Annotated in this window: 12 protein-coding genes; 10 read left to right on the plus strand and 2 right to left on the minus strand. The window is 67.2% G+C overall.

Features of this window, described 5'->3' with window-relative positions; genetic code table 11:
* Nucleotides 1–33: 33 nt before the first annotated feature.
* From IFT55_RS07535 to IFT55_RS07550, 4 genes are read left to right on the plus strand one after another with little or no spacing between them, the layout of a single operon-like run.
* Nucleotides 34–1,416 carry a multidrug effflux MFS transporter gene (locus IFT55_RS07535; RefSeq protein WP_249403652.1) on the plus strand — a complete coding sequence of 461 codons (1,383 nt, stop codon included), beginning with the start codon at nucleotides 34–36 and terminating at the stop codon, nucleotides 1,414–1,416.
* Between the two features lie 57 nt (nucleotides 1,417–1,473).
* Entirely contained in the window at nucleotides 1,474–1,815 is a 342-nt protein-coding gene (locus IFT55_RS07540; RefSeq protein WP_192090593.1) for a DNA primase, read from the plus strand.
* Nucleotides 1,812–2,393 (plus strand): hypothetical protein, encoded by a 582-nt coding sequence (locus IFT55_RS07545; RefSeq protein ID WP_192090595.1) that lies wholly within the window; start codon nucleotides 1,812–1,814, stop codon nucleotides 2,391–2,393. The genes IFT55_RS07540 and IFT55_RS07545 overlap by 4 nt, the downstream gene beginning before the upstream one ends.
* A 55-nt stretch (nucleotides 2,394–2,448) precedes the next feature.
* A complete protein-coding gene (locus IFT55_RS07550) occupies nucleotides 2,449–2,847 on the plus strand; it encodes an acyl-CoA thioesterase (RefSeq protein ID WP_192090597.1) in 399 nt (132 codons plus the stop codon).
* A gap of 3 nt (nucleotides 2,848–2,850) precedes the next feature.
* Here IFT55_RS07550 and IFT55_RS07555 read toward each other — a convergent pair whose 3' ends face one another.
* The gene (locus tag IFT55_RS07555) at nucleotides 2,851–3,570 is read right to left on the minus strand and encodes an SIMPL domain-containing protein (RefSeq protein WP_192090599.1); all 720 of its coding nucleotides are present in this window, start codon (nucleotides 3,568–3,570) and stop codon (nucleotides 2,851–2,853) included.
* Between the two features lie 179 nt (nucleotides 3,571–3,749).
* Here IFT55_RS07555 and IFT55_RS07560 point away from each other — a divergent pair, with 179 nt between their 5' ends.
* The 3 genes from IFT55_RS07560 to IFT55_RS07570 all read left to right on the plus strand — a co-directional run bounded on the left by IFT55_RS07560 (nucleotide 3,750) and on the right by IFT55_RS07570 (nucleotide 9,602).
* Nucleotides 3,750–4,952: an efflux RND transporter periplasmic adaptor subunit gene (locus tag IFT55_RS07560; RefSeq protein WP_192090601.1), complete on the plus strand. Its 1,203-nt coding sequence runs from the start codon at nucleotides 3,750–3,752 to the stop codon at nucleotides 4,950–4,952.
* Between the two features lie 4 nt (nucleotides 4,953–4,956).
* Nucleotides 4,957–8,094 carry an efflux RND transporter permease subunit gene (locus tag IFT55_RS07565; protein ID WP_192090603.1) on the plus strand — a complete coding sequence of 1,046 codons (3,138 nt, stop codon included), beginning with the start codon at nucleotides 4,957–4,959 and terminating at the stop codon, nucleotides 8,092–8,094.
* Between the two features lie 242 nt (nucleotides 8,095–8,336).
* A complete protein-coding gene (locus tag IFT55_RS07570) occupies nucleotides 8,337–9,602 on the plus strand; it encodes a DUF445 domain-containing protein (protein WP_249403653.1) in 1,266 nt (421 codons plus the stop codon).
* Nucleotide 9,603: 1 nt separating this feature from the next.
* On the opposite strand, the gene IFT55_RS07575 is transcribed toward IFT55_RS07570, so the two are convergent.
* Nucleotides 9,604–10,284 carry an HAD family hydrolase gene (locus IFT55_RS07575; protein ID WP_192090605.1) on the minus strand — a complete coding sequence of 227 codons (681 nt, stop codon included), beginning with the start codon at nucleotides 10,282–10,284 and terminating at the stop codon, nucleotides 9,604–9,606.
* Nucleotides 10,285–10,340: 56 nt separating this feature from the next.
* On the opposite strand from IFT55_RS07575, the gene IFT55_RS07580 reads away from it, so the two are divergent.
* From IFT55_RS07580 to IFT55_RS07590, 3 genes are read left to right on the plus strand one after another with little or no spacing between them, the layout of a single operon-like run.
* Nucleotides 10,341–11,450: an ABC transporter permease gene (locus IFT55_RS07580; protein ID WP_192090607.1), complete on the plus strand. Its 1,110-nt coding sequence runs from the start codon at nucleotides 10,341–10,343 to the stop codon at nucleotides 11,448–11,450.
* Nucleotides 11,447–12,292, plus strand: a complete 846-nt coding sequence (locus IFT55_RS07585; protein WP_192090609.1) for an ABC transporter ATP-binding protein — start codon at nucleotides 11,447–11,449, stop codon at nucleotides 12,290–12,292. The genes IFT55_RS07580 and IFT55_RS07585 overlap by 4 nt, the downstream gene beginning before the upstream one ends.
* A complete protein-coding gene (locus tag IFT55_RS07590) occupies nucleotides 12,292–13,257 on the plus strand; it encodes an MlaD family protein (protein ID WP_192090611.1) in 966 nt (321 codons plus the stop codon). The genes IFT55_RS07585 and IFT55_RS07590 overlap by 1 nt, the downstream gene beginning before the upstream one ends.
* Nucleotides 13,258–13,262 lie beyond the last annotated feature (5 nt).

Here is a 13,262-nt window from a genome sequence, read left to right on the forward strand (position 1 = left end):
GCGGAATCCTGAAAAGCACCGAAAGACATGCAGATGAAGATAGCCCGCCCCGACACGCACGAACAGGGTCATCCCGTGCGTGACCCGGACGCACGGATGCGGCATGGGGATACCGCAATGCAGCACGAACCCGACTCCCCGCCCCTCGCCCGCGCCGATACCGGTCCGGACGCTGCCGCCGACCATGCCGCCGACGCCCCTGCGGAGGGCAGCGCCGACCGCGCGCCGCTTCCGTTCGGCGAGTTCGTCACCCTGATCGCCGCGTTGATGGCGCTTACCGCGCTGGGCATCGATTCGATGCTGCCCGCGCTCCCCGCGATCGGCGATTCGCTGGGCGTCGCCGAACCCAATACGCGGCAGTTCGTCATCACCGCCTTCCTGCTCGGCTTTTCGATCGCGCAACTCGCCTATGGACCGCTGGCCGACCGGTTCGGCCGCCGTCCGGTGCTGATCTTCGCGCTGGTGGCCAGTGCGATCACCAATCTGGTCGCGGCGATTTCGGGCAGCTTCGTCCTGCTGCTGATCGCGCGCGCCGCGTCGGGCGCGGCGGTGGCGGGCGCGCGGGTGGTGACCGTCGCACTGGTCCGCGATTGCTATTCGGGCCGTGCGATGGCGCGCGTCATGAGCCTTGCCTTCATCTTCTTCATGGCCGCGCCGGTGCTGGCGCCGTCGTTCGGCGAACTGGTGCTGGCGTTCGGTTCTTGGCGCTGGATCTTTGGCGGGATCGCGATCGTCACCGTCGCGATCCTTGCGTGGTTCGTCGCACGCATGCCCGAAACGCTGCACGAAACGGACCGGCAGACGCTGGACCCGCGCCGCATCGTGCAGGGGTATGGCGTAGTGCTGCGCGACCGTTATGCCGTCGGCTATACGCTGGCGGCGGCGTTGCTATCGGGCGGGCTGTTCGGGTTCGTCGGATCGATCCAGCAGATCATGGACGTGACGTTCGGCCGCCCGAAATTGCTGACCATCGTCTTCGCCTGCGTCGCGGGCACGATGGCCGCCGGGTCGTTCTTCAATTCGCGGATCGTGATGCGGTTCGGTACGCGGCTGATCTCGCATGCCGCGCTGCTGGGGTTGATCGCGGTCGCGGCGCTGCATCTGGCGATCACGCTGGCGGGTCTCGAATCGCTGGTCAGCTTCATCATTCTCCAGGCGCTGATGATGGCGTGTTTCGGCCTGGCGACGTCCAATTTCTCCGCGATGGCAATGGAAAATATGGGCGCGATCGCCGGGACCGCATCGTCGTTGCAGGGGTTCGTATCGATGCTGGGCGGCGCGGTGCTGGGCGCGCTGATCGGCCAGTCGTTCGACGGGACCACCGTGCCGCTGTACGGCGGGTTCCTCGCGCTCGGCCTGATCGCGCTGCTCATCGTGTTCCGTACCGAACATGGCCGGTTGTTCCGGCGCGGATAGGAACCGGCTCCCCGGTCCGGCGGTTGACGGAACGGAACAACCGTAAAGGAGCAGGCGATGGGTGGTCATCAGGTGAGCGGACAGGTGCCGGGCGACGACGGTTTCGACGAGGACGGCTATGACGAGAGCCAGCGTGCCGAGATCCTCGAAGCAACGCGCGACGGGCCGAGCGACGGTACGATCCTGACCGATCTTGCCCCCGATCTGGGCGAGTCGGACGAGGAGGACGAGGACGAACTCGCCATGGCCGACGACGAGCTGGGCGCCGAGGATGACGACACGGTCGGCACCGCCGGCGGCGATCAGGCCGAAGACGAGCTTCAGGAAGATTTCGAGGACGACAATCTGGCCGAGGACGGCGACCTCGACGACGCCGATCGCACCGCGATCGAACCTTGAGGGCGGCGGCGGCAGCGACGCTCGCGTTGTTGCTGACCGCCTGTGGCGGCGGCGAGGCGGACGGCGCGGACAATGCGAACGTCGCCGCCCCTGCACCGGCTTCCCCCGTGCCGACGCCGCTGACACCCGCCACCACCATTCCGGCCGGTGAAGGCATTCCCGGTGTCAGCGCTCCCCCGCCGTCGTCGCCGGTCGCCGAAGACGGCGTGGCGGCGGCGAAGGCGGTGCTCGACGGATATTTCTCGGCGGTCTCTGCCGGTCGCTATGCCGATGCCTATGCGTTGTGGGGTAATTCCGGGCGCGCGTCGGGGATGGACGCCGATGCCTTTGCCGCCAGTTTCGCGAAGTTCGCCAGCTACGATGCCGTGATCGGTACGCCCGGCCCGATCGATGCCGGCGCGGGGCAGCGATACGTGACGATCCCGGTACGCGTGACCGGCCGGCTGCGTGACGGCGGACGGTTCGCATTGGAAGGGCCGGTCGTGTTGCACCGGACGGGCGATATCGACGGTGCCACCGTGGAGCAGCGGTCGTGGCGGCTGTCCGACAGCGGATTGAAACCCCGTCCGGTGGGGTAGTCCCTGCTTCGCGCATCCGCGTGCAGTCCTGCGCAAATCCCGGTACATCGCCCGCATGACCGTCTTCACGCTTTCGATCACCGCCGGCCCCGATGCCATCGACGAGCTGGGCCACGTCAACAACGCAGTCTGGGTCCGATGGATACAGGATGTGGCGGTGGCGCATTGGGCGGCACTGGCAACGGCGGACGAACAGGCGGCCTATGTCTGGGTCGTGACGCGCCACGAGATCGATTATCGTGGCAACGTCGCGGCGGGGGAGGAAGTCCTTGCCGAAACATGGGTCGCCGGTCCGCCGCGCGGGGCACGGTTCGACCGGATGATGCGCTTCACCGGGGCCGATGGCCGGGTGAAGGTAGAGGCGAAGACGACATGGGCGATGATCGACCGCGCCACCGCCCGCATCGTGCGCGTGCCGGCCGAAATCGCGGAACGCTTTCTCGGCCGACCGTGAGCATCAGCGCAGCAGGAACCGCACCGATACGGTGACGCCCAGTTCCTGCTCGCCCGCCGCGACCGGCGTCGAGTCCGCCGATTTTTCCATCATGCGCGCCATCATCGGCATCGGGGGCTGCGGCAACTGGTCGCTGCCCTCCGCGATCGTGAGGATCCGGTCGACGCGCAGGCCCGCCGCCTTCGCATAGAGTTCAGCGCGGGCGCGGGCGCGGCGGATCGCATCGGTGCGTGCCTCATCCATCGCGGCGTCGGCGGCGTCGACCGACAGCGTCGGACCGTCAATCTGGTTCGCCCCCTGCGTCACCAGCGCGTCGAGGATCGCACCGCTCTTCGCCACGTCCCGGAACCGGACCGACACCGTGTTGCTTGCCTGATAGCCGGTGATCGCGGGCGGCTGGTTCTCGGCATAGCGATATTGCGGCTGAAGCTGGATCTGCGACGTCTGGAGATCGCGTTCGGCCACCCCGGCGCGGCGCAGCGCGGCGACCACCCGCGTCATGCGCGCGGCATTGTCGGACAGCGCGGCGGCGGCGGTCGGCGACTGGGTGACGACGCCCGCCCGGATCGTCGCGATATCGGGCACGCGCGTCGCCTTGCCCTGCGCCGTCACGTCGAGCAGCGTGGCGTCGGTCAGGATCGGCGTGCCGACCGGAGCCACCGTCTGCGCGGCGGCGGGCAGTGCGGCGATCGTCGCGGCAAGCATCAGAACGGGGCGAAGCATTTGAAATCCTTTTTCGTTGCGATCGCGCATCGGTACGATTGCGAGCACAACGTAGGCTGAACGCAATCGATGCGCCCCTTGTCGCGCTTATCGAAAAACGCGATGGTGTGCTTGAGGTCGGTGCTATATTCGGATAATACAGCGTCGACGTGCAGGGGGCTGCCAGCGGGATGGGTTGGATGAATTACGAAACGACGACGATTGCGGGCGAACATCTTGCCCTGGAAGCGCCGGTGGGCGCGGGGCGTTCGCGGCGGCGCGCGGTCGTGATCGGCATCGTCGTCCTGTTGCTGGCGGCGATCGGCGCATGGTGGGCGTTCGGACGCGGCGCTCCGCCAGCACCGGCCACGGTGCCGACGACGGCACCCGCCGGATCGTTGCCAAAGGTCACGATCGTCGTGCCGGGCAAGGAAACCGTGCGCCGCAGCGTCACCGGTTCGGGATCGCTGGCCGCACGCCGCGAGATGCCGGTCGGCGTGGCCGGCGAAGGCGGACTGGTCACGCGCGTACTGGTCGAACCCGGCAGCTGGGTCGGCGCGGGACAGGTGCTGGCGACCGTCGACCGGTCGGTGCAGGCGCAGACCGCCGATTCGCTGGAGGCGCAGGTCCGCGTGGCGCGCGCCGATGCCCGCATCGCGCAGGCCGAACTGGAACGATCGAACCAACTGGTCGCGCGCGGGTTCGTGTCGAAGGCCGATATCGACCGCAAGACCGCGACGCGCGACGCTGCCGATGCCCGCGTCCGCGTGGCGCAGGCACAGCTGGCGGAAACGCAGGCGCGCAACCGCCGGCTCGACATCCGTGCCCCCGCCGCCGGGCTGGTGCTGACCCGCGCAGTCGAACCGGGACAGGTCGTGTCGTCGGGCAGCGGCGTGCTGTTCCGCATCGCGATGGGCGGCCAGATGGAAATGCGCGCGCAATTGTCGGAGGCCGATCTGGCGTCGGTGCGTGCGGGTGTTCCGGCCGAAGTCGTGCCGGTCGGCGATACCCGCGTGTTCCGGGGGGAAGTGTGGCAGGTGTCGCCGGTGATCGACCCGCAGACGCGACAGGGCATCGCCCGCATCGCGCTGTCCTACGATCCCGCGCTGCGCCCCGGCGGCTTTGCCAGCGCGCGGGTCGGCGCGGGCGCAACATCCGCGCCGTTGCTGCCCGAATCGGCGGTGCTGAGCGATGACAAGGGCAGCTATGTCTATGTCCTCGATGCGCAGGACAAGGCGGTGCGTCGCGACGTGCGCGTGGCCGAGGTATCGGACGAAGGCGCGCTGATCGCCGCCGGTCTGGTCGGCAACGAACGCGTCGTCGCCAGCGCGGGCGCGTTTCTGAATCCGGGGCAACAGGTGGTGCCCGTCCGGGCGGCGGCCGCCGCCGCGCGAAAGGAATAGCGCGATGGGCTTCCGCAACATCTCGGCATGGTCGATCCGCAATCCGGTGCCGCCGCTGGTCCTGTTCCTCGCGCTGACGATCGCGGGGATCGTGTCGTTCATGCGCATGGACGTGAACCAGGACCCCGACATCGAATTCCCGGTGGCGATCGTCGTCATCAGCCAGCCCGGCGCTGCGCCGACCGAGCTGGAAACGCAGGTGACGCAGCGGGTCGAGGCAGCGGTCCGATCGTTGCAGGGCATCGACCAGATCGAATCGACCGTCAACGAAGGGTCGTCGCAGACCGTCATCCAGCTCGACATCGGCACGCCGATCGATCGCGCGGTCAACGACGTGCGCGAAGCGGTGAACCAGATCCGCAGCGAATTGCCCGACGGCATTTTGGAACCACAGGTGTTCCGCGCGAACACCACCGACAAGGATCTGGCGTCGTGGACCGCGATCGCCGACGACATGACCGCCGAACAGCTCAGCTGGTATGTCGACAATACGGTGTCGAAGGAATTGCTGGCGATCGAGGGCATGGCCACGGTCGAGCGGGTCGGCGGCGTCGATCGCGAGATCCGCGTCACGCTGGACCCCGCGCGGTTGCAGGCGCAGGGGCTGACCGCGTCGCAGGTCAACCAGGCACTGCGACAGGTCAATCTGAACGCGGCGGGCGGCAAGGCGGAAATCGCCGGGTCGCAACAATCGGTCCGCGTGCTGGGCAATGCTGCCACCGCCTATGCGCTGTCGCAGACGCAGGTGCCGGTCGGCGGCGGACGATCGGTGCGGCTGGCGGATATCGCCAGCGTGCGCGACGCCTATGCCGAACCGACCTCGTTCGCCGAATATAATGGCCGTCCGGTGCTGGCGTTCGATATCAAGCGTGCCAAGGGCGCGTCGGACGTGACCGTGTTCCACGAAGCCGAAAAGCGGCTGGCCGATTTGCAGAAGCGCAATCCACAGGTCCGTTTCGCGCTGCTGTCCAATTCGGTCAAGTTCACCGAAATCCAGTATCATTCGGCGATGGCGGCGATGGTCGAGGGCGCGTTGCTCGCGATCGTGGTCGTGTTCCTGTTCCTGCGCGACTGGCGCGCCACGCTCATCTCCGCGCTGGCGATCCCGTTGTCGGCGATTCCCGCCTTCTGGTTCATGGACATGATGGGCTTCACGCTCAACCAGATGACGCTGCTGGCGCTGTCGCTGGTCGCGGGCGTGCTGGTCGACGATGCGATCGTGGAGATCGAGAATATCGTCCGGCACATGCGCATGGGCAAATCGGCGTATCAGGCATCGATCGACGCGGCGGACGAAATCGGCATCGCGGTGCTCGCGACCACCATGGCGATCGTCGCGGTGTTCCTGCCGGTCGGGATGATGCCGGGCATCGCCGGACAGTTCTTCAAGAATTTCGGCTTCACCGTCGTCGCTGCGGTGCTGCTCAGCCTTGCAGTCGCGCGGCTGCTGACGCCGATGATCGCCGCCTATTTCCTGAAGGCCCATGGCACCGCCACGCATGGCGAAGGCTGGCTGATGGATCGGTACATGGGTGTGCTGCGCTGGACGCTGCGGCATCGCTGGTCGACGATCGTCGGCGGCGCGGCGGCACTGGCGCTGACCGTCGTGATGTTCATGGTGATCCCGCAGACGTTCCAGCCGCCGCAGGACCGCGACCGCGTGACCGCCAGCGTCGACATGGTCCCCGGCACCACGCTGGAACAGACCGCCGTCGTCGTCAAACGGGTCGAGAACCTGTTGCGCGCACAGCCGCTGGTGACGTCGGTCTATTCGTCCTCCTATGCCGGCAACGGCCGCGTCACCGCCGAGCTGGCGGAGAAGCGCGACGTCAAAAGCGTCGATTTCGAACGCAACCTCGCGCCGCAGCTCGCGGCCATCCCTGACGCGCGGGTATCGTTCCGGTCGCAGTTCGGCTGGGGCGGCAACAGCCGCGACCTGTCGATCACGCTGGGCGGCGACGATCCGGTCGAGCTGAACGCCACGGCGAACCGGCTGGTCAAGGATATGGAAAAGCTGTCGCTGGTGGTCGCACCGCGCGTTTCGGGCGATCTGAAACGGCCGGAAATCATCATCCGTCCACGCAGCGACCTTGCCGCCAGCCTCGGCGTGACCACCGCCGCGCTGTCGGGGGCGATCCGCATCGCGACGCTGGGCGACATCGACCAGAACAGCGCGCGCTTCTCGCTGTCCGATCGACAGATTCCGATCCGCGTCGCACTGTCGCGCGATGCCCGGTCGCGACTGTCGACGATCCAGAACCTGCCCGTGCCGACCGCCACCGGCGGGTCGGTGCCGCTGTCGGTCGTCGCCGATATCGGGTTCGGCGCGGGGCCGACCAAGATCGACCGGATCGACCAGCAACGCCGGCTGGTCGTCGGCGCCGATCTGGCCCCGAACGTCGTATCCGGCGTCGCGATGAAGGCGATCCACGACCTTCCCACGATGAAGAACCTGCCGATGGGCGTCCGCGAACTGACCGTCGGTCAGGCGAAGTGGCAGGCGGAGATGATCCAGAACTTCATCGTCGCGGTGATATCGGGCATCTTCCTCGTCTTTGGCGTGCTGGTGCTGCTGTACAAGCGGGTGATGCCCCCGTTCGTGAACATGGGGTCGCTGTTGCTCGCCCCGCTGGGCGGCTTGCTGGCGCTGTGGCTGACCGGCAATCCGATCTCGATGCCGGTCTATATCGGGCTGCTGATGTTGCTGGGCATCGTCGCCAAGAACTCGATCCTGCTGATCGATTTCGCGCTGGAGGAAATGGAGAAGGGCGTCGACAAGACCGTCGCGATCCTCGACGCAGGACACAAGCGCGCACAGCCGATCGTGATGACCACGGTGGCGATGGTCGCGGGCATGGTCCCGACCGCGCTGGCGCTGTCGGGCGATGCGTCGTCGCGCGCACCGATGGGCATCACCGTGATCGGCGGGCTGACCGTGTCGACCGTGCTCACGCTGCTGATCGTACCGGGCGCATTCAGCCTTGCGGTCGGACTGGAACGCTGGGTCGGACCGCGCCTGTCTCGACGGTTGCTGACCTATCGCCCCGGCGATGCCGACGAAGCGGTCGCCGTGATCGATCACCGTCCGGGTGGGCGCCTGCCGCACGACGACCGGCCCAAGCCCCTGCCCGCCGCCGAATAGCCGCCGCCCGCCGGCGAAGGTCGCGCGACCGGCATTCGCCGCATGTCGTCACCCCGGTACATCCTATCCGGGGTGACAGACGTGCAGGACGCAGGGGCACGATCGACGTCGATCCCGATCCGCCCCGAAACGGACCGTGACACGGAACGACACCGGCGCGCCCATGCCGATCGAGAAGCGGCATTGCGACCGGTAATGGCGACGGGGTTGAACTTTCCGTCGCGTCAGCGATTGTTCCGCCAATGCCACGTATTGCGGGCGTCGTTCGGGCGGGCGACGTCGTCCCTCCCCAGCTGCGCCGGATGCGGCGGATCGCCACGGCCATGCTGGTGGCGATGGCCGCGCTGTTCCTCGCGTCACGCAGGCTCGAAGGAACGCATCCGGCATGGGGGTTCGTCCAGTCGTTCGCCGAAGCGGCGATGGTCGGCGGTCTGGCGGACTGGTTCGCGGTCACCGCGCTGTTCCGCCACCCGCTGGGTCTGCCGATCCCGCACACTGCGATCGTCCCCCGCAACAAGGACCGGATCGGCGACACGCTGGCGGTGTTCCTGCGCGACAATTTCCTGACGGCGCATGTCGTCGCCCGTCGCATGCACCGATTCGACGTGGCGGGCGCGGCGGGGCGATGGCTCGCCAATCCGCTGAACCGCGACGGGCGGCTGCGGCGCGGAGCGTCGCGGCTGGCGGCCAATTTGCTCGAAGCGCTCGATCCCGACCAGCTTGGAACGATGGTCCGTGGTGCGATGGCGGGACGGCTGCGCACGCTCAACGCCGCCCCCGCGCTCGGCCGGACGCTGGAAACCGCGATCGCCGACAATCGGCACCTGCCGCTGATCGATGCGATCGTCCGCTGGACCGCCAAGACGCTCGACGCCAACGAAGCGCTGGTCCGCTCGATGATCCAGAAGCGGGCGGGCGCGGTGCTGCGCTGGACCGGGCTGGACGAAACGCTTGCAACGTCGGTCCTGAACGGACTGCACAAGATGCTGGGCGAGGTCGCGGACGATCCCGACCATCCGTTGCGTGCCAAGGCCAATGAGGGGCTGGCGCTGTTCGCGCACGATCTCCAGCATTCGCCGGAGCTTCAGGCGAAGGTCGACCGGTTCAAGAACGAACTGATCGACAATCCTGCGCTGGGCGCGTGGTGGATGGGCGTATGGGAACGCATCCGTGGTGGATTGCTGACCATTGCGCGTGACCCCGACCGGGCGATGGCTGGGCCGATCGGCGACGCGCTGCGCCAGTTGGGCACGACGTTGCAGGACAATCCGGCGCTGGCGGCAAAGGTCAATCGCTTCGTCCGTCGCGCCGTGGTGGGCGCGGTGGCCGATTATGGCGACGCGATCGTGCGGCTGGTGTCGGACACGGTGCGCGGCTGGGATGCGCAGACGATCACCGGGCGGCTGGAAAATGCGGTCGGGCGCGATCTGCAATATATCCGCATCAACGGCACGCTGGTCGGCGGGTTCGTCGGGCTGGTCATCCATTCGGTCGACCGCTGGCTTTGACCTATCCCCGCCAGTCGAGCACCGGCCAGCCGCGCCGTTTCGCGAGGGTGCGCAGCGGCGGATGGGCGTTGACCGCGAAGGCTTCGTCGGCCCACTCGAACACCGGGGCGTCGGACACATGATCGCTATAGAATCGAACCGCCACATCGCTGCGGACGATGCCCTGCGCCGTCGTCCACGCCTCGATCGCGCGCAGTTTGGCCGCACCATAGCAATTCTCGCCGTCGATCCGCGACAGCACGTTCCCGGCGTCGCAGCGCGCACTTTCCGTCGCGATGACCGCGTCGAAGCCCAGCAGTTCGGCGATCTCCTGCGCATAGAAACGATAGGACGCGGTCGCCATCACCAGCATCCGCCCCTCCCCCCGATCCTTCTCGATCCGCTCGCGCGCACCGGCGAGCAGCCCGCCGGCGACCGTCGCCTGCGCGAACGCGCGCGCACTGTCGGCCAGCCGGTCGCCCGCAACCGCGCGACCGAGGATCAGGCGATGGGTCATCTCCTTCAACCGGTCGCGTCCGTACAGCCGCAGCGCATAGCCGGCGACCGCCGCCCCCGCGACCGGCAGCAGCCACCATGCCATCGGCCCGCGTTCGCGCGCGGCATGGCGCAGGAACGGCGTCCACGTCGCGACGCGGGTGATCGTCTTGTCCATATCGTAAATGGCGAGGTCGCGGTGCCGCATATCGATTGCGCGTACCATCTTGCCGCGGCACGGCAAATCGCCGATGGGTGGCATCGATGAGCGCTTCCGCCGATTTTTCGCACGTTCGGACCGATAGCGGCGATGCGCTGCGATTCACCGGCAACCTGTCGCTGTCCGCGATCGGCGATCTGCCCGAACGGTTGTCGGCCTATGATGGGAAGGTCGACCGGATCGACCTGTCGGCGATCGACCGGATCGACACCGTCGGCGCATGGATCGTCCACCGCTTCGCCACCGAACGCGGCGTCCCTATCGAGGGGCTGGGCACCGACAGCCAGCATCTGTTCGATCAGGTCGCGGCCGCCGACGATCCTGTGGTGCGCAAGGAACGGCCAAGCAGCCCGCCGGTGCGCGTCCTGCAGGAGATCGGCGATGCCGTGACCGGCAGCGGGCGGACGCTGATCGGCCTGCTGGGGTTCATGGGGGCGACCGTTCTGGCCTTCGTCAACGTCATTCGGCATCCCAGCCGCTTTCGCTTCAACGCGACGGTGCAGCGTTTCGAGGTGGTCGGCGTATCGGCGCTGGGCATCGTCGGGCTGATGAGCTTTCTGATCGGCATGGTCATTGCGCAACAGGGCGCGGTACAGTTGCGGCAGTTCGGCGCGGAAGTGTTCACGATCAACCTGATCGGGCGACTGACCTTCCGCGAACTGGGCGTGTTGATGACCGCGATCATGGTCGCCGGGCGATCGGGATCGGCCTTCGCGGCGCAGCTCGGCACGATGAAGCTGACCGAAGAGATCGACGCGATGCGCACGATCGGCGTGTCGCCGATGGAGGCGCTGGTCCTGCCGCGCGTCATCGCGGCGATCGTGATGATGCTGCTGCTCGGTTTCTATGCCTCGATCATCGCGATCATCGGCGGCGGACTGCTCAGCTGGGCACAGCTCGGCATCCCGCCGATCACCTTCGTCACCCGCATCCGCGAGGTCGTGCCGATCACCGACCTGTATATCGGGCTGATCAAGGCCCCGGTATTCGGCGCGATCATCGGCATGGCCGGATGTTTCCACGGCATGCAGGTCGAAAGCGACGCCGAACAGGTCGGCAGCCGCACGACGGCGGCGGTGGTGCAGGCGATCTTCCTCGTCATCGTGCTGGACGCGTTCTTCGCGATCTTCTTCGCATGGATCGGATGGATATGAGCGACGACGACTCGATCATCCGCGTCCGCGGCCTGAAGAACGCCTTCGGTGATCAGGTCATCCACGAAGGACTCGACCTCGACGTGCGGCGCGGCGAGATTCTGGGCGTGGTCGGCGGATCGGGCACCGGCAAATCGGTGCTGATGCGGTCGATCATCGGCCTGCAGACGCCGGTAGCGGGCTCGATTGACGTGTTCGGCGAAAACACGATCGGCCGCGAGGAAACCGAAGCGACCGAGATCCGCAAGAAATGGGGCGTGCTGTTCCAGGGCGGGGCGCTGTTCTCCACGCTGACGGTCGCTGAAAACGTGCAGGTGCCGATCAAGGAATTCTATCCCAAGCTGCGCCCCGCGCTGCTCGAACAGATTGCCGGGTACAAGGTCGTGATGACCGGCCTGCCCGCCAATGCCGGACCGAAATATCCGTCCGAACTGTCGGGCGGGATGAAGAAGCGCGCCGGGCTGGCCCGCGCACTGGCGCTCGATCCGCAACTGCTGTTCCTCGATGAACCGACCGCCGGTCTCGACCCGATCGGCGCGGCGGCGTTCGACGAACTCACCGCCTCGCTTCAGAAGACGCTGGGGCTGACGGTGTTTCTGATCACCCACGACCTCGATACGCTGCATGCCATCTGTGACCGGGTGGCCGTGCTGGCGGATCGCAAGGTCATCGCCGTCGGCACGATCGACGAACTGCTCGCACTGGACCATCCGTGGATCCAGGAATATTTCAACGGACCCCGTGGCCGCGCCGCGACCGATGCACAGGACCGCATCGCACGCGACGCCGCCCATGGCGAGGCCGGCGTGACGCTGGCCAAGCCCCAAGCCCAGAGGCGCTGATGGAAACCCGGTCGAACCACGTCCTAGTCGGCGCCGTCGTGCTGATCCTGCTGGCGATGCTGGCGCTGTTCACCGTCTGGCTGGCCCGGATCGGCGGCGGCAGCGAGAAGGAGTATGACGTCTTCTTCAAACAAGCCGTCGACGGCCTTGCAAAGGGATCGCCGGTGTCCTTTTCCGGCGTGCCGTCGGGACAGGTCGAAGATATCGCCCTGTGGCCGAAGGATCCGCAATTCGTCCGCGTCCGCATCAAGGTGAAGGACGAAACCCCGGTACTGCTGGGCACCACCGCGACGATCGTCGGCAGCTTCACCGGCGTATCGACGATCACGCTGGACGGCGCGGTCAAGGGCGCCCCGCCGATCACGTGTCCGGAAACCAATCCCGAACAATCCTGCCCGATGGGCGTGCCGGTAATCCCGCCCAAGGCGGGCGGCGTCGCCGCGTTGCTCAGTTCGGCGCCGCAACTGCTCGAACGCGTCACGACGCTGACCGAACGGCTGGCCGACGTGCTGTCGGATCGCAACCAGAATTCGATCGCCGCGATCCTCGACAACACCAACCGCCTGACCGACGCGCTGGCCGATCGCGGGCCGGAAATCGCGGCGACTCTGGCCGAAACGCGCGTGGCGATCCAGCGCGCCGGCATCGCGTCGCAACAGATCGGCGACCTGGCGGCAACGACCAACGGCTTGTTGGCGAACGATATCCAGCCGACGATCCAGCAGCTCAACCGCACGATCGCCAGCGCCCAACGCAGCGCCGAAACCCTCGACAAGGCGATCGGCGCGGCCCAGCCGGGATTGCAGACGTTCAGCACGAAGACCATCCCCGAGGTCAACCAGCTGGTCGGCGATCTGCGCGCGATGACTGGCGCGCTCGCATCGGTCGCGGAAAAGGTCGATCGCGGCGGAGCATCCTCGTTGATCGGCAGCCCGAAGCTGCCCGATTACGATCCCAAGAAGTGAGAAGC

The organism is Sphingomonas sp. CFBP 13720, assembly GCF_014842075.1.
Taxonomy (GTDB): Bacteria; Pseudomonadota; Alphaproteobacteria; order Sphingomonadales; family Sphingomonadaceae; genus Sphingomonas.

Excerpts from the sequence above, each read along its gene's own strand:
- IFT55_RS07535 (WP_249403652.1), top strand. The coding sequence starts at position 34 with ATGAAGATAGCCCGCCCCGACACGCACGAACAGGGTCATCCCGTGCGT.
- IFT55_RS07540 (WP_192090593.1), top strand. The coding sequence starts at position 1,474 with ATGGGTGGTCATCAGGTGAGCGGACAGGTGCCGGGCGACGACGGTTTC.
- IFT55_RS07550 (WP_192090597.1), top strand. The coding sequence starts at position 2,449 with ATGACCGTCTTCACGCTTTCGATCACCGCCGGCCCCGATGCCATCGAC.
- IFT55_RS07555 (WP_192090599.1), bottom strand. The coding sequence starts at position 3,570 with ATGCTTCGCCCCGTTCTGATGCTTGCCGCGACGATCGCCGCACTGCCC.
- IFT55_RS07560 (WP_192090601.1), top strand. The coding sequence starts at position 3,750 with ATGAATTACGAAACGACGACGATTGCGGGCGAACATCTTGCCCTGGAA.
- IFT55_RS07565 (WP_192090603.1), top strand. The coding sequence starts at position 4,957 with ATGGGCTTCCGCAACATCTCGGCATGGTCGATCCGCAATCCGGTGCCG.
- IFT55_RS07570 (WP_249403653.1), top strand. The coding sequence starts at position 8,337 with ATGCCACGTATTGCGGGCGTCGTTCGGGCGGGCGACGTCGTCCCTCCC.
- IFT55_RS07575 (WP_192090605.1), bottom strand. The coding sequence starts at position 10,284 with ATGCGGCACCGCGACCTCGCCATTTACGATATGGACAAGACGATCACC.
- IFT55_RS07580 (WP_192090607.1), top strand. The coding sequence starts at position 10,341 with ATGAGCGCTTCCGCCGATTTTTCGCACGTTCGGACCGATAGCGGCGAT.
- IFT55_RS07585 (WP_192090609.1), top strand. The coding sequence starts at position 11,447 with ATGAGCGACGACGACTCGATCATCCGCGTCCGCGGCCTGAAGAACGCC.
- IFT55_RS07590 (WP_192090611.1), top strand. The coding sequence starts at position 12,292 with ATGGAAACCCGGTCGAACCACGTCCTAGTCGGCGCCGTCGTGCTGATC.